13 protein-coding genes are annotated in these 15,719 nt (G+C 73.5%); 4 read left to right on the top strand and 9 right to left on the bottom strand.

The features are described 5' to 3' along the window. Window positions 1-191: 191 nt before the first annotated feature. Complete coding sequence (locus tag ACGFWJ_RS23720; RefSeq protein WP_392952848.1) at window positions 192-683, bottom strand: YbaK/EbsC family protein; 492 nt, start codon at window positions 681-683, stop codon at window positions 192-194. Between the two features lie 230 nt (window positions 684-913). Between ACGFWJ_RS23720 and ACGFWJ_RS23715 the strand changes: the two genes are divergently transcribed. Beyond that, entirely contained in the window at window positions 914-1,735 is an 822-nt protein-coding gene (locus ACGFWJ_RS23715) for an alpha/beta fold hydrolase (RefSeq protein WP_392952845.1), read from the top strand. 14 nt (window positions 1,736-1,749) lie between these two features. Here the strand turns inward: ACGFWJ_RS23715 and ACGFWJ_RS23710 are convergent, their stop codons facing one another. Next, window positions 1,750-2,523 carry a DeoR/GlpR family DNA-binding transcription regulator gene (locus ACGFWJ_RS23710; RefSeq protein ID WP_392952843.1) on the bottom strand — a complete coding sequence of 258 codons (774 nt, stop codon included), beginning with the start codon at window positions 2,521-2,523 and terminating at the stop codon, window positions 1,750-1,752. 89 nt (window positions 2,524-2,612) lie between these two features. Between ACGFWJ_RS23710 and ACGFWJ_RS23705 the strand changes: the two genes are divergently transcribed. Then, complete coding sequence (locus ACGFWJ_RS23705; protein WP_392952840.1) at window positions 2,613-3,848, top strand: MFS transporter; 1,236 nt, start codon at window positions 2,613-2,615, stop codon at window positions 3,846-3,848. Window positions 3,849-3,919: 71 nt separating this feature from the next. Here the strand turns inward: ACGFWJ_RS23705 and ACGFWJ_RS23700 are convergent, their stop codons facing one another. Beyond that, window positions 3,920-7,696, bottom strand: coding sequence for a S8 family serine peptidase (locus ACGFWJ_RS23700; protein ID WP_392952838.1), 3,777 nt, complete (start codon window positions 7,694-7,696; stop codon window positions 3,920-3,922). A gap of 166 nt (window positions 7,697-7,862) precedes the next feature. On the opposite strand from ACGFWJ_RS23700, the gene ACGFWJ_RS23695 reads away from it, so the two are divergent. After that, window positions 7,863-8,825, top strand: a complete 963-nt coding sequence (locus tag ACGFWJ_RS23695) for a helix-turn-helix transcriptional regulator (protein WP_387642295.1) — start codon at window positions 7,863-7,865, stop codon at window positions 8,823-8,825. 16 nt (window positions 8,826-8,841) lie between these two features. Here ACGFWJ_RS23695 and ACGFWJ_RS23690 read toward each other — a convergent pair whose 3' ends face one another. From ACGFWJ_RS23690 to ACGFWJ_RS23670, 5 genes are all read right to left on the bottom strand, one after another. After that, entirely contained in the window at window positions 8,842-10,356 is a 1,515-nt protein-coding gene (locus ACGFWJ_RS23690) for an IPT/TIG domain-containing protein (RefSeq protein ID WP_392952835.1), read from the bottom strand. A gap of 471 nt (window positions 10,357-10,827) precedes the next feature. Further along, complete coding sequence (locus ACGFWJ_RS23685) at window positions 10,828-11,478, bottom strand: class I SAM-dependent methyltransferase (protein ID WP_392952832.1); 651 nt, start codon at window positions 11,476-11,478, stop codon at window positions 10,828-10,830. A 34-nt stretch (window positions 11,479-11,512) separates the two neighbouring features. After that, a complete protein-coding gene (locus ACGFWJ_RS23680) occupies window positions 11,513-12,253 on the bottom strand; it encodes a CPBP family intramembrane glutamic endopeptidase (RefSeq protein ID WP_392952829.1) in 741 nt (246 codons plus the stop codon). A 68-nt stretch (window positions 12,254-12,321) separates the two neighbouring features. Then, complete coding sequence (locus tag ACGFWJ_RS23675; RefSeq protein ID WP_392952826.1) at window positions 12,322-12,690, bottom strand: hypothetical protein; 369 nt, start codon at window positions 12,688-12,690, stop codon at window positions 12,322-12,324. Between the two features lie 413 nt (window positions 12,691-13,103). Then, complete coding sequence (locus ACGFWJ_RS23670) at window positions 13,104-13,514, bottom strand: hypothetical protein (RefSeq protein ID WP_392952823.1); 411 nt, start codon at window positions 13,512-13,514, stop codon at window positions 13,104-13,106. Between the two features lie 415 nt (window positions 13,515-13,929). On the opposite strand from ACGFWJ_RS23670, the gene ACGFWJ_RS23665 reads away from it, so the two are divergent. Continuing rightward, the gene (locus ACGFWJ_RS23665) at window positions 13,930-15,075 is read left to right on the top strand and encodes a hypothetical protein (RefSeq protein ID WP_392952821.1); all 1,146 of its coding nucleotides are present in this window, start codon (window positions 13,930-13,932) and stop codon (window positions 15,073-15,075) included. Between the two features lie 5 nt (window positions 15,076-15,080). On the opposite strand, the gene ACGFWJ_RS23660 is transcribed toward ACGFWJ_RS23665, so the two are convergent. Next, window positions 15,081-15,653, bottom strand: coding sequence for a TetR/AcrR family transcriptional regulator (locus ACGFWJ_RS23660; RefSeq protein WP_392952818.1), 573 nt, complete (start codon window positions 15,651-15,653; stop codon window positions 15,081-15,083). Window positions 15,654-15,719 lie beyond the last annotated feature (66 nt).

Here is a 15,719-nt window from a genome sequence, read left to right as displayed (position 1 = left end):
CTGCGGGGGCCGGCCGCCCTCCCGGCGGGGCGCCTCCGGCGAAGGAAACGGCGGGACGAGACTCGCCAGCGCCGGCCACCACCACGTCCGCGCCTCCCTCACCACGACTGACCCTGCGGGGGGCCGGCCGCCCGGCGCGGAGGCTGAGGCGGGACTCGCTGCGAGGGGGCGGAGTTCGTCGTGACGGGTTGTCAGGGGCCGACGGGGAGGAGGGTGCCGCCGGTGAGGTGGAGGAGTTCGGTGGCGGTGGTGGGGAAGACGGTGTGGGGGGTGCCGGCGGCGGCCCAGATCTGGGGGTAGTCGGTGAGGGCCTGGTCGACGATGGTGGGGAGGGGGCGGGGGTGGCCGGTGGGGGCGACGCCGCCGATGGCTTGGCCGGTGGCTTCGCGGACCTGTTCGGGGGTGGCGCGGCGCAGTGGTCCGCGGCCCCAGCGGGTGGCGAGGGCGGTGGTGTCGACGCGGCGGCGGCCGCTGGTGAGGACGAGTACGGCTTCGCCGTCGGAGTGGAAGACCAGGCTGTTGGCGATGGCGCCGACCTCGCAGCCGAGGGCGGCGGCGGCTTCGGCCGCGGTGCGCGCGGAGTCGTCGAGCACCCGGACGGTGCCGGGGAGGCCGGCGGCGGCGAGCGCGTCGGCGACCAGGGCGCTGCGGGCGGGCAGGGCGGGCGGGGCTGTCGGTTCCACCAAGGCTCCTGGGGGTGCAGGGAATTCGGTCGGGCGTTCCGGGCACGGAACGTTCGGCGTTCAGAACGATAGACCTCCGGCGGACACCCAAGTGACGGTCCGTCACGCCCGCGGCTGGTCACAGTCGTTCGCTACTGGCGAGTGTCATTGATCAACATCGCCTCCGCGTGGCATTGTCGCCCCACACCCCGCGGCCGACAACCGGCCCCGCAGCGTTGGGAGATGAGCGGATGAGCACGCAGAGCCCGTGGACGGCCCGGACGGTGGCCGGTGCCGGAGTCGAACTGCACTGCCGGGACTGGGCGGGTGCGGCCCAGGCGCGGCCGGTTCTGCTGCTGCACGGGCTGGCGGGGCACGCGGGCGAGTGGGACGCGCTGGCGGCGGCGCTCGCGCCGGCGCATCGGGTGGTGGCGGTCGATCAGCGTGGTCACGGCCGTTCGACCCGCCGTCCGGGGGATCTCGGGCGGGACGCGTACGTGGCGGACGTGATCGCGGTGGCGGACGCGCTCGGGCTGGAGCGTCCGCTGCTGGTGGGGCAGTCGCTGGGCGGGCACACCGCGCTGTTGGCGGCGGCCGCGCACCCGGGCCGGTTCGCGGGGGTGGTGCTGGTGGAGGCGGCCGCGGGGGTGTCGCCGGATGCGCCGGCCGAGATCGGGGAGATGCTGGCCGCCTGGCCGGTGCCGTTCGCGCAGCACGCGTCGGCGGTGCGGTTCTTCGGCGGCGGACCGCTGGGTGTGGCGTGGGCGGACGGTCTGGAGCAGCGCGCGGACGGCTGGTGGCCGCGGTTCGATCCGGAGGTGATGGTGGCTGCGCTGGCCGAGAACGCCGTCCGGGAGCGCTGGGACGACTGGGCGGGTGCGGCGCACTGCCCGGCGCTGCTGGTGCTCGGCCAGCACGGCATCATTCCGGCCGCGGATGCCGACCGGATGTTGACGCTGCGTCCGGACGTGCACGCGGTGAGCCTGCCGGGCGCCGGCCACGACGTCCACCTGGAGCACCCGGCCGAACTGCACCGTCTGGTGGCCGAGTTCCTGCACGGGCTGCCCGCCTGAGGGCGTGCGCCGCGTCAGACGCTGACGACGGTGGTGCCGGCGGCTTCGAACGCGGCGAGTTCGTCGGCGAGTTCGTCGGCGGGGGCGCCGGTGTCGGTGACGAGGGTGTGCAGGCTCGCGGCGGGGGCGACGTGGGCGAAGGCGGTGCGGCCGAGCTTGCCGGCGTCCGCGGCCACGACGGTGCGGCGGGCGGCGGCCATGGCGGCCTTCTTCATGGTGGCGTCGTCGAGGTCGTGGGCGGTCAGGCCGTCGGCGGCGCTGAGGGCGCAGCAGCCGAGGACGGCGGTGTCGAAGCGCAGGGCGTTGATCGAGGCGAGGGCGAGGGGGCCGGTGAGAGCGCCCTCGGCGGCGCGGGGGCGGCCGCCGGGGACGAGCAGGGTGGCCGGTCCGGGGGTGTCGCCGAGGACGTGGATGGCGGGCAGGGACAGGGGCATCACGGTGACGGGTCGTTCGCGCAGCAGGCGGGCGACTTCCAGGCAGGTGGTGCCGCTGTCGAGGAGGACGGTCTCGCCGTCGGCGATGAGTGCGGAGATGCCGGCGGCGATGCGGCGTTTGGCGTCGACGGCTTCGCGGGCGCGCAGTGCGAAGGGGGGTTCCTCGCCGCGCAGCAGCAGGGTGCGGGCGCCGCCGCGGAAGCGTTCGAGGGCGCCCTGGGTGGCGAGGGTGTCGAGGTCGCGGCGGATGGTCATCTCGGAGGCGCCGGTGAGTTCGGCGAGTTCGAGGACGGTGGCGCTGCCCGCGTCCCGGACGGTCTGGGCGATCAGGGTGTGGCGCGCCGCGGTGTTCATACCGGAATTGAACCGCACCCCGGAGCGAACAAGCAAGCTGTTCGATATCAGGGTTTCGCACATCAAGTATGTTCGTTATGGTCGGTGGCATGGAACGCTCGCTCCGGGTCGCCCGCGTGGCGACCTACGTCTACTTCGTCCTGTGCGGCACCCTGATGGGCGCCTGGGTCGTGCACATCCCCGCCGTCGAAGCCCGGGTCGGCATCAGCCACGCCGCCCTCGGCGGGCTGCTCGTCCTGCTGGGCCTGGGCGCCTTCGGCGGCATGCGGGCCGCGGGCCGCCTGACCGACCGCCTCGGCGCCCGCACCGTCGTCCCCGCCTCCGGCGCGCTGTGCGCCGCGTCCCTGGTGCTGCCCGCCCTGGCGCCGAACCCGTGGACGCTCGCCGGGGCGCTGCTGGTCTTCGGCTTCGCCAACGGCTGCCTGGACGTGAGCATGAACGCCCACGCCGTACACGTGGAGAAGGCCTACGGGCGCCCCGTCATGTCCGGCTTCCACGCCACCTTCTCGGTCGGCGGCGTGCTCGCCGCCGGCGCCGCCGCCGCGGCCACCGCCGTCGGGGCCGGGCCGGTGGCCACGCTCGCCGTCCTCGGTGCGCTCGGCCTCGCCACCGCCCTGCTCACCGCCCGCGCCCTGCTGCCCGATGCCTCGGCCGCCGAGGCCGCCGAGCCGGGCGGGGAAACCACCGAAGCACCCATGACCGCCGACAGCGGCAAGGTCCGCCGACAGATCCGGATCTTCGCCGTGCTGGCGCTGATGGTCATGCTGTGCGAGGGCGCCGCCAACGACTGGAGCGCCCTGCACCTCAAGGACGTGCTCGGCACGCCCGCGTCCACCGCCGCCTTCGCGTACGGCGCCTTCGCCGCCGCGATGACCACCGGCCGCCTGCTGGCCGACCGGGTCGTCACCCGCCACGGCCCGACGGCCGTCCTGCGCTACGGCGCGGCCACCGCCGCCGTCGGTATCACGATCGCCGCGCTCGCCCCGTGGGTGTGGGCCGCGTTCCTCGGCTGGGCACTGTTCGGCCTCGGACTGTCCGGCTGTGTCCCGCAGCTCTTCAGTGCCGCCGGTCATGCCGACCCCGCCGCCGCGGGCGCCAACGTCTCCCGCGTCGCCGGACTCGGCTACCTCGGCATGCTCGCCGGACCGGCCGTCATCGGCTGGCTCACCCACTTCACCGCCCTCAACCGCACCTTCCTGCTGCTCACCCTGATGTGCGCCACCACGGCCGCCGCCGCCGGGATCCTGCGCACCACCGCCAGCCCGGGCGGCCCCGCGGCCGGCCTCGCACCCACCGACGACCGGCTCCCGGCCGACGCGGCCTGACCCCCCGGCACCTCGGACAGGCTCGGCAGGGAATCCCTGCCGAGCCTGTGGCGTGGACTGCTACCGGTACGTCAGCGCACGGCGTACGCGTCGGTGACGGTCTGGGTGACCTTGGTGCCGTTCGCCGTGGCCAGGGTGATCCGCAGGCTGACCTTCTTGCCGGCGGCGCCCGCGTGGTCGAGGGTGGCGACCTTGTCGGCGCCGACGGCGGCGTCCGTCCAGGTGGTGCCGCCGTCGTAGGAGTAGGCGAGCTGGGCGGTGGTGAGCGGGCCGGGGGTGAAGCCGTTCTGGCCGGTGGCGGAGAGCGCGATCCGCAGTGGTCCGGCGGCGGCGGTGTTGTTGCCGTCCAGGTCGATCCGGTAGTCGGGGAACAGCAGCGGCAGCGCCTGCGAGTACGCGGCCGGGTCGGTGGCCGAGCGGAAGCCGAACTCGGTGCGGACGGCGGTGGAGCGCTGCCACAGGTCGCGGTGGTAGAACCGGGCCTGGTCGAGCACCAGGGTGTAGTCCTTGGCCTCGTTCGGGAGCTGCCAGACGAACGACGGGCCGAACCAGGAACGTCCCAACGAGGTTCCGTCGCTGAACAGTTCGACGCCGGCGGCGTCGCCGAAGTAGGACTGGCTGCCGGTGTGGTCGGCGTTGCCGTCGCCCCACAGGGTGCGGGTGAAGTCGACCCCGATCAGGTCGGCCTGGCGTTCGCCGACCAGCAGCGCGGTGCCGTCGGCGGCGCGTCCGGCGGTGGGGCGCAGCACGCCCTGGTACCACTCCTCGGTGCGCTGCTGTCCGGCCTGGTAGCGGCGCGGCAGGTCCTGCATGAACTCGGTGAACGGCCAGCTGCTCTGTCCGTCGTGCAGCCAGGTGGTGTCGTCGGCGGTGTAGTGGGCGGTGCGGGTGAACGGGGTGGCGACCAGGCCCTGGCCGACGGCGCTGCCCGCGTACGGGTTCCACGGGCGTTCGATGCTGAGGTAGTCGCTCATCCGGACGGGCGTGCCGGTGGAGTGCCAGTTCTCGGTGACGGTGCCGAGGTCGCGGTCGCGGACGGTGTGGCGCTGCTTGGCGCCGATCGAACCGGCGTCGTGGAACGCCAGGTTGTAGACGTAGGGGCTGTCGGCGGTGGAGGTCCATGCCAGGGTGACGGCGCCCTTGCCGAGGGCGGTCTTCAGCGCGGCGGCCTCGGCGGCGGTGATCGGCAGCACGGGGGCGTCCAGGCTGACGTCGTTCTTGCCGTACACGCCGGGGCTCTGGCGGTAGGTCAGGACGCCGACGGCGCCGGCGTTCTTGGCGTTGGTGGAGACGACGCGCTGCGAGGTGCCGTCGTCGGGGACGAGGACCAGCTTGCCCTTGACGCCGGCGGCGGCCAGGTCGGCCGCGGAGGCGCTGGCGGCGGTGGCCAGCAACGCGCTTCCGGTGCCGGGCAGTTGGGCCTCGGCGGCGAACTGGGCGTAGTGCGGTTCCAGGGTGAGGCCGGCGCCCTTGAGCACCACTTCGGGGGCGGCCATCCGCAGGTAGCTGCCGAACTCGAAGCCGCCGGTGCGGGCCTTGCCGGAGCCCCAGGCGGAGAGTTCGACGGGCAGCATGCCGGTGCGCACGCCGGTGGAGTCGACCCACTTGTCGCCCCACCAGCGGCCGAGTTCGAGTGAGGCGCCACGGACCCGGAGGTCGCGTTCGGCCTGCACCTCGATCCGGGTGGCCTGGCGGGCGTCGAGGGTGAGGACGGTGTCCTTGGTCAGCTGGATCTCGGGCATGGCGAGCGCGGTGACGGCCTTCGGGGCGGCCTCGCCGCTGCTGTCGCCGCGTTCGGGGGTGACCACGTAGCCGCTGAGCGAGTAGCTGCCGGGGCGCAGCCGGTAGACGATCTCGCCGTTGGCGTTCGGGGCCTGCCGGCTGCCGGTGGCCTGGCCGAGGTCGACCATGGTGATGCTGCTGCCGACCTCGGACGCTGCGGGCTTGCCGTCGCGGTCGATCAGCTTGACCCGGACGGCGAGGGTCTCGGGTTCGACGTAGGCGTTGAACGGGGTGGAGACGGTGCTCCCGTTGTCGGCGGTGGCCAGTACCCGGCCGGTGATGTCGCCGTACTGGCCGCCCGTCAGGTGTGACGTCGGGTCGAGGGTGAGCGGCACCTGCGCGGTGGCCCCGGCGGCGACGGTGATCCTGTCGGTGCCGAGCTTGACGACCTTCGAGGTGATCGCCGTCTCGTCGTCGCCGTCGGTGCGCTGCACGGTCAGTTTGAGCGTGACGGGCTTGTCGGAGGTGTTGGTGTACGGGAGTTGGACGGTGCGGGTGTCGGACTTCTGCTGCGGCCAGGCGAAGTCGCCGAAGCCGACGGCGGGTGCGCCGAGCACGCTCTGCGTGGTGGCGAGGTCGGCGCGCAGCCGGCCGCCGCCGGTCTGCTGGACGTCGCCGGGGACGGTGGCCAGCGCGGAGGACACCAGGGCGGCCTTGATCTGCGCGGCGTTCCACTCGGGGTGGCGCTGCTTGACGAGGGCGGCGCTGCCGGCCACCAGCGGGGTGGCCATCGAGGTGCCGGACATCGAGGTGTAGGCGTAGACGCCGCGTCCGCCGGTGGCGGCGCCCTTGACGTCGACGCCGGGTGCGGCGATCTCCGGCTTCAGGGTGTGGCTGCCGGTGACGGAGCCGTGCGAGGAGAAGGAGGCGGTGTTGTCCTTGCCGTCGACGGCGCCGACGGTGAGCACGGCGGGCGTGCAGCCGGGCGAGCTGACGGACTGGTACTGGCCGAGGTTGCCGGCGGCGACCACGAACAGCGCCTTGGACTGCTCGGCGATGTGCTGCGCGGCGACCGACATCGGGTCGGTGCAGTCGGTGGGTTCGGGGCTGCCCAGCGACATCGAGACGACGTCGGCGCCGGAGTCGGCGGCCCACTGCATGCCGGCGATGATCTGCGACTCGGTGCCGGACCCGCCGTCGTCGAGCACCTTGCCGACCAGCAGCCGGGCCTGGTCGGCGACGCCGCGCTCCTTGCCGCCGGACGCCTTGCCGGTGCCGGCGATCTCGGAGGCGACGAAGGTGCCGTGGCCGACGGCGTCGTGGACGTCCTCGTCGGGCGTGTCCGGGTTCGCGCCGGTGAAGTTGCGGCGGCCCTCTACCTGTCCGGCGAGGTCCGGGTGCTGGTCGTCGATGCCGGTGTCGAGGACGGCGACCTTGACGCCCTGTCCGCCGAGCCCGGCGGCCCACGCGGCGGGGGCGCCGATCTGCCTGGTCTCGGCGTCGTTGGTGGTGCGGACCTTGCGGTCCAGCCACAGCTTGGTCAGGCCGTCGCGGCCCTTGCCGTCCGGCCCGACCAGCTGGTTCCAGGTGCGGGCGGCGTCCTCCTTGGCCGGGGCGAACGCGACGCCGTCAACTGCCTTGAGCCGCTTGGTCCCCGAGGCTTTCGCGCGCGCCTGCGGGCTGGCGTCGGCGGCCTTCGCGTCCCGGTAGGTGGCGATCAGGGAGAACGTCTTGCCGTTCTGGTCGTCGTAGCCCTGGCGCAGCAGCGAGGTGACGTTGAACAGTTGCCGGTCGACGGTGCCGGCGGCGAGCGCGGCGGAGGCGTGCTGCGGGACGACGTACTGGTCGCCGTTCTCCTGCTGGGTGAACGTCAGCGGGACGTTGCCGTGCTCGTCGGGCAGCACGGTGACGACGGTGCGGCCGTCGGTGCCGGTGCCCAGCTGGACCCGGTCGCCCGTGATCAGGGTGACGGTGTGCGGGGCGGCGCTCTGGCGTCCCGTCAGGGTGGAGCCGGGGTTCTGGGGCTGGGCGGCCCATGCCTGGTCGATCGTGGTGAGCGTACCGGTGGCGAGGATGCCCGCCGCCACCAGTGCCATCGCGCCGCGTATGCGCGCCGGCCGTGTCATGAACGCCTCCAGGTGTCGGGTTATGGCCGGTGAGCCTGGCAGAAAACCGGGCTGACCGGTCATGATGTGGCCTGGCGGGTCACCGCCCGGCGGCAAACCGCCACCGCCTTCGCGAGCGGTGCGAGCGGCACGGGCGGCGGCCCTGAGTACGGCGAACGGAGCGCGGATGCTGTCGGCGATAGGTCTGGACGAGCACGCCGAGCGGGTCTACACCCACCTGGTGGCCCACGGTCCCGCGACCCGCGCCGAACTGGCCGCCCGCTGCGGCCCCGTACCGACCGGCTCGCTCGAACTGCTCCAGGCCTGCGGGCTGGTGGCCCCCGGCGCGGGCCGCCGCTACACCGCCGCTCCCCCGGCCGTCGCCCTCGAAGCCCTGCTCACCGGCCAGCGACACGCCCTGCGGGAGGCCGAGTTGACGGCCTCCACCCTCACCGAGGCCTACCGTTCGGCGACCGCCCGGGAGGGCCAGGCGCACCGCGACCTGATCGAGGTGGTGGCCGGGCGCGCCGCCATCAGCCATCGCGTCACGCAACTTCAGGCCGGCGCGGAGCACGAACTGCTCGCGCTGGTGACGGGCCGCCACCAGGTGGTCGCCGCCGACGAGACCGGCGCCGAGTCGGCGGCCGTCGAACGCGGCGTCGGCTACCGGGTGGTGCTGGAGCGCCGCGCCCTGGACGAACCGGGCGCCGCGCACCCGCTGTTCGAGGCGATGGACCGTCAGCAGCAGATCCGGGTCGTCGAGCAGGTCCCCACCAAGCTGATCATCGCGGACCGTTCACTCGCCCTCGTCCCGCTCACCGCCTCCGCCTCCGACCCCGTCGCCCTGGTGGTCCGCGCCCCCGCGCTGGTCACCGTCTTCACCGTCCTGTTCGAACAGACCTGGGAGTGGGCCCACCCCCTCGGCCGCACCCTCGTCGTCGGCCCCGCCCCCGCCGGCGACCCCGACGAGACCGACCGCCGCATCCTCGCCCTCCTCCTCTCCGGCGCCACCGACCCCGCCGTCGCCAAACAACTCAGCCTCGGCCTGCGCACCGTCCAGCGCCGCATCAGCCGCCTGATGTCCCTCGCCCGCGCCGACACCCGCATCCAACTCGGCTGGCAGGCCCACCGCCGGGGCTGGGTCGACTGAGGCCCCTGCCGCCGCCTCACAGTTCCTTGTAGGTGAACTCGCTCACCGGGCCGGTCGGGGACGAGTAGCCGTTCGACACGACGGTGACATCGATGGTGCGGGGCTTGCCGGCGCCGGTGGTCGGGTCGGGTGCGGTGGCGACGAGCTCGCTGGGCGCACCGGTGCGCTTGATCCGGACGGACGGGGAAGGGTTGTCGCCGAAGAAGACCTGGGCGTCGGAACAGAAGTTGACGCCGGTGATGGTGACGGAGTGGCCCTTCCGCCCGCTGTCCGGGTCGATGCCGGTGACCACCACCGGGGCGGGTCCGCCGTAGGCGAACTGGCCGAACGGAACGGCCGGCGAGGTGCCCAGGTTGGTGGTGACCCGGACGGCGACCACGCCCGCACCGGGCGGCGCGAGGACGCTGATCGCGGTGCCGTCGCCGCTGACGACCGGGTCCTGACAGGGGACGGTGCCGAAGTCGACCGCCGTGCCCGCGCCGAAACCGCTGCCGGCGATGACGACCGCACTGCCGGCCTTGCCGGCGTTGCTGCTGACGGCCCGCACCACCGGGCCGGACAGCACGTCGGGGGCGCCGAGCAGACCCAGGTAGGTGGGGTTCGCGTGCTGGAAGGCGACCTGGCCCATGAAGTCCTGGAGCGTCTTCTTGACCATGACGTGGTCGTAGTCGCTCTGGTAGTCCGGGTGCAACTGGTTCGGCGTGCCCGGCTGGGCGTAGCCGTGCGGCCCGGGCAGCGCGGCGATCGCCGTGATCACGGCCTTGACGTCCTCGTTCGCCTCCGGGCCGGGCGGATGGGGGTACCACTTCTTCGCGTCGTCGAGCGAGGTCCAGGCCTGCGGCACCAGGTCCCAGGCGTTGAAGTAGCGCTCGTTGGCGACCCAGCTCAGGGAGTTGACGTACTTCACGAAGTCCGGGCCGCCGGCGGTGGGGGCGGCGAAGGTGTACAGGGCGAACTTCGGGGTGACGCCCTGCCAGGTCTGTGCCTGGAGGTAGGGCGCGACCATGGTGGCGAGGCAGCCGCCCAGACTATGACCGATCACGTGGACGGTGGGGTTCGACGCGGCCCCCGCCAGGGCGTCGGCGAGTGCCTGCACCAGGGTGGTGCCCCCCGCCGTCATGGTGACGACCTGGGTGAACGCCTCCATCGCCCCCTTGGAGACGGACACCGGGGCCGGTGGCGAGCCGACGGCGGTGAACGGCACCACCGTGCCCACGCCGAGATCCTCCAGCAGGTCGGTGACATTGGCGACCGTGCCGCGCAGGACCACCGCGAACGCGTTGGAGGAGCGACTCGCGGCCAGGAACGCCATGTTCGCGTTGTCCGGGCTCAGCGCCAGCCACCTCAGGAACCAGTCGTTCCCGGTCGCGAGGGAGGGCGCAGCCAGCTGCTCACTGACGCCCAGGGAGATGCGTTCCTGCTGCTCCGCCACCGTCTCGCCCGAGGGACGCGGCGTGGCCCCGGTCGCGGCGATCGCCGCCAGTGTCATCGCCACCTGCGGCATGGTGGCTGTGCTCTGCTCCGTCGACATGTGTGCTCCGTGCTCCTGGGGAACGGATCCGCCTCACCGGACCGGGAGGTCGTGTCCCCTCTGCGTTCCGCCGGCGCCGTCCGACGATGTGTCCGGGCCCGGGACGTCATGCCATCGGCCGAACGCTCGCGGTCCGTCCGCTCCCGGCGGTGGTCTGACGCGGCGCCCCTGGTCCGTCCCCGCGCCGAAGAGTTCTCGTTCAGGGCTGAGAATCGGCACATTCCCGAACGGCCCGCTCGCGCTCCCGGATCCCCGTCACGCGTACCGCGTTGTCACCGCCACCGATGCCGGCAGCGGTCGGACGATGCGTCTGTCCATCGACACCGATACGGCGTCACCCACCGTCGAGGCCCCGTTCGTGTGGCACGCCCCCCGACGGCCGGCCCCCCTGACCGCGGTGATCGACGCTGCGCGGGCGCGGGCCATGAACGGCCCGGCGGGCCGGCGATGCCGCACGCAGATCAGAGGCCGTCAGGACGCGACCTCCGCCAGCAGGGCCGCCTGCGGGAAGCGCTCGCCCGGGCCGGGTTGGCGGACGCTGCGGGCGGTCTCGGTGAGGCCGGCCTCGGACAGCAGGGCGGCGAGGGTGTCGAGCGGCCAGCGGTGGGCGGTGGTGACCTTGTGGTCGAAGGGGACGGGGTGGTCGGTGTCGCCGAGGGTGGGGTCGGCAGCGAAGAGGCCGAGCAGCAGGCGGCCGCCCGGGGCCAGGACGCGGCGCAACTCGGCGAGGGCGTACGGGACTTCGGCGGGCGGGAGGTGGATCAGCGAGTAGCGGGCGAGCACCGCGCCGAGGCTCGCGTCGGCGAACGGGAGGGAGAGCAGCGAGCCGCGGACGAAACTCTCCCCGGGGTGGCGGCGCCGGGCCTGGGCCAGCATCCCGGCCGACAGGTCGAGCCCGACGGCGCGGATCCCGAGCCCGCCGAGCAGCGCCGTCGCCTCGCCCGGGCCGCAGCCGAGGTCTCCGACGGGCAGCCCGTCGGCTGCCACGGGCGGCGCCGCGACCAGCTCCCCCATCAACGCCAACTCATCGCTCCGGCTGGCGAGTTCACCCGTGAACATGGTCGCGTACAGCTCCGCGACCGCGTCGTACGCCTGCCCGACCCCGGCCTGCTTGTCCGTCATTCCCCGCGCCTCCCGCCGATCGAAGATGCCGAGCCTACGACCCACGGGCAGGCGCAGGAGCCTCGGGGGCCCGGAGCAGCAGCACCAGGCCCAGGCCCAGGTCGACGACCGCGGTCACCGCCTGAAGCCAGTCGGGTGTCTTCCCCGGCGAGTAGATCTCCAGGTAGTCGGACAGCGCGTGCACCAGCGCCAGCGGCCAGATGCTCCCGATGTACAGGCGCGCGCCGCACAGGCAGAAGCCGAACGCACCGGCCTCCAGCACCTGCCACAGCGTATTGCCCAGGGGCGAGCCGAAGAACAGCCAGTTGCCGAGGTGCCCGACCCCGAACAGCACCGCCGTCAGCACCACCGCGGGCACCCGACCCAGCGGCCGTGCGACCTCCAACACCAGTGCCCTGCTGCTCAGTTCCTCGCTGACCCCGACACTGAGCATCAGCACCACGCCGCCCACCAGGGTGGCTGTACTCCCCTCGATCCCGGGCAGCGCCGCCAGCCCCGCGAGCGCCACCAGTGGCAGCAGCACCACCCAACGCGTCGTCGCCCCAAGGCTCGTGACCCCGCCGGCCGCCAGCAGCCCCCAGGCCCGGAGCAGCACCAGCATCGCCGCCGCGCCCGCCAAGTTGGCGACGGTCGGCCCGAGTTGCGGGAACCACCCCGGATCCAGCGGCGGTAGCGCCTTCGCCACCACCACGATCGTCGCCTGCCAGACGGCCGCGCCCCCCACCGCCCCCAGCGCCGGATTCCGGCGCACCCAGCTCCCGCATCGCGTCAGCACCGCTCGACGGTAGGGGCGACCCCTTCAACTCGGCTTAAGCGCCGCCACATTGGGACCTTCGACGACTGTCAGCCGCACCGGCCGGCCGAGTGATGGACGTGCTCACGCCCCTCGCGATCCTCGAACTCGAGCCGGAAGGACAGCCCCGTCTCCCCCAGCGCCGCCAGCAGCTCGGCGACACGCTCCGGGTCGACGTACCCGCTGAACAGCACGGGCTCCCCCGGCGTCAGCTCAAGCTCCGCGAACTCGCGCTCGACCCCGAACTCGGTCCAGCCCGACCGGCGCACCCGCCAGCCGGCCCGGAAGAACAGCTCGGCCGCTCCCTGCGTGTCGGCCGCGCCCGGCAGGAATCCCCGGACGTTGTTGCCGAGATCGAGCTGCGCCATTGCGGCGTCGTCAAGGCGCTGGCCGCCCGTCCCACCGGAGGTGAAGTGCATGCCGAAGGGTACCGAACGGCCGGCCGGCCGACCCGTGCGGAAACCGGTTGCGGGCGGCCGGGCCGGGGTGTCCGAGCTCTGCGGGTGGCCGGCGTAGCGACCTCCCGCCGATTCAGTGGCCCACGGGCTCCGGGGAGTCCGGGTGGGCCACGCCGTCGGGGACGGGTTCGTCGGCACGGACAGCCTCGGCCAGGTCGGCCGCCGCTCCGCGTGTCGGCCCGTCGGTGGTCAGTGGCAGTTCGGGGCCTGCTGGTTGCAGATCCTGGCCGACGCCTGGCAGGTCCCCGGTTCAGGTTGACGGCGCCGTGGCCGAGTTCCGGGGCACTCGGGACGATGTGCCTCCCACCCAGGAGGGGGCCGCCCTCCTGGACGTTCGCGAAGAGAGTGTCCGGCTCGCGGAAGAGCAGGGCGGTTCAGCCCTGCCCGAACACCCAGCAGACGAACCCCAGGGTTGCGGCCGTGATCACGATGGCGACGTGCATCGGCAGTCGTGGGGCCTGGGGATCGGCCTGGGTTGCCGCGGCGAGAAGGACGATGCTCGCCGGCACCAGCAGGAACATCCCGAACATGCAGCCGAGAACGGAGACGGCGAACAGCACCCAACCGATGATCACGCAGCCGGTCCAGAAGTTGGCGGCCTCCCGGGCGAACAGCGGCACGGCGGTGGTCAGGGCGCCGAGCACCAGCGGGCCTTCTATGGCCCGCGCGTCGATGAGGACCACCCAGAGCACGACCGGTGCGGCACACAGCACCGCCAGCACCGCCGTGAACCGCGCCGCCCGCGGTACCGGATCCGGCCGCTCCGTGGTGTCTACGGCTTCCATGTTCCCCCCATTATTGAACGCGTTCAAATGCGACGGGGGAACCGTACCAGGCCCGTCCCGCCACCAACAGCTGCACCGAGCGCTGGGAACTGAGGAGGCGTCAGCCCGCATGTGCGGCGCCGACGCGCGAAGGCGCAAGGCGGTCGCCGGTGCCGCGTCGCCTCGGGGGCAGGGAGCAGAAAAACCGGTTGCGGGCGGCCGGGCCGGGGCATCTAAGCTCTGCCCGTGGCCGTCGTAGCGATCTCTCGCCGATTTAGTGGCCCCCCGGCTCCCGATGGGTGCCGCTGGGGTCGGTTTTCGCCGCGCCGGTGACGCAGTCCGGCTGAGCGGGTCGGTCCCGGGCGGCGGGTTGCGCCCAGGGGCCGGGGGGTGTGTGTTCCCCCTCGAATCCCCTGCTCAGGCCCGGAGGCCCGTCATGTCCGCTCTGCCCGCTTCCTCTCCCCGTCCGCTGTCCGCCGATCAGCTCGCCCGTGATCTGGCCGTCCGCGATCTGACCGATCCGGCCGCCGGGCCGCACGGCGTGCAGCTCCTGGTGGATCGGGCCGCCGACGCGCTGGCCCGGCACTGGTCCTGCCCGGTGCGGGTGCACCGCGGCGATCGGATCGTCACCGTCGCCGACAACTACGACCACCTCAACTACCGTGCCGACGACGTCACTCGGGACACCCGCTACACCCGCTACGTGGACGACCGCCGCATGCTGCGCAGCCACTCCAGCGCACTCGTCCCCGGCGCCCTGCGCGCCCTCGCGGCGGACCCGGCCGCCGAGTCCGTCCTGCTGGTCTGCCCGGGCCTGGTGCACCGCCGCGACAGCATCGACCGGCTGCACACCGGCACCCCGCACCAGCTCGACCTCTGGTACCTCACCCGCCGCCAACTGCCCACCACACCCGCCGACTTGACCGAAATGATCGCCGCCCTGGCCGACGCCCTGCTGCCCGGCGCGGAGTACCGCACCGAGGACCGCGTGCATCCGTACACGCTGGCGGGGCGGCAGTTGGACGTGAACCTCGGCGGCGAGTGGGTGGAGATCGCGGAGTGCGGGCTCGCCCACCCGGAGGTGCTGGCGGGCGCCGGGCTGGGGCCGGAGTGGAGCGGGCTGGCGCTCGGGATGGGGCTGGACCGGGTGCTGATGCTGGTCAAGGGGATCCCGGACATCCGGATCCTGCGCTCCACCGACCCGGCGGTGGCCGCCCAGTTGACCGATCTCGCCCCGTACCGTCCGGTCTCCGCGCTGCCGGCGATCCGCCGCGACCTGTCCATCGCGGTGGACCGCGTCGACCTGGCGGAGGACCTCGGCGACCGGGTCCGCGACGCGCTCGGCGCGGACGCGGACTGCGTGGAGGCCGTCGAGATCCTCTCCACCACCCCGTGCCACGCCCTTCCCCCGCAGGCCCTGACCCGCCTCGGGGCCCGTCCCGACCAGCACAACCTGCTGGTCAAGGTGGTCCTGCGCCACCTCCACCGCACCCTCACCGACAGCGACGCCAACACCCTGCGCGACCGCGTCTACGCCGCCCTCCACCAGGGCACCGCCCACCAGTGGGCAGCCAACTCCTAGCGGAATTACGGCCGCAGGGCCGCCGCGACCAGGCCCTCCAGCGCCTCGCGCCGGAGGGTCTCTCCGCGCACCAGCCCGTCCAGCACCAGCCCGTCGAAGCCGGCGAGCAGGGTGAGCGCGCGGTCCTCGACGTCGCGGACGCGGTGCGCGGCGAGGAAGTGGCGGACGAGCTCCCGGCCGGTGTTCTCGCGCGGGGTGAGGATCTCGCGCAGTTCCGGGTCGCGGACGCTCTCCAGCACGCAGGCGTACCGGGCGAGCGAGCGGCGGCGGCCGTCGCCGGTGAGCCGGTGGTGGGCGAGCAGCGCGAGGCCGTCGACGAGGTCGGCGGCGGTACGCGGCGCGGCGGCCTGTGCGGCGGCCTGTGCGGCGGTCAACTCCAGTTCGTGCTGGTCGAGTTCGACCAGCCGCCGGACCAGCGCGGTGAGCAGCGCGGCGCGGGTGCGGTAGTAGGCGGAGGTGGTGCCGTCGGGCAGGGCGGCCGCGCGGTCGACGGCGCGGTGGGTGAGGCCGCGGATGCCCTGGTCGGCGAGGACGCCGAGGGCGGCGTCGGCGAGCAGGGTGCGTCGGTCGGTGGCCATGCCCTCATCTAACACCCCGCCGTGGGCGGGCCCGTAAGCTCCGCTACCGTCCTTTCTACATCTGTA

The sequence above is a fragment of the Kitasatospora sp. NPDC048407 genome, from assembly GCF_043200475.1.
Lineage (GTDB): Bacteria > Actinomycetota > Actinomycetes > Streptomycetales > Streptomycetaceae > Kitasatospora.
Note: the sequence above shows the minus strand (reverse complement) of the source record. Positions and strands in the feature narration are given on the sequence as shown.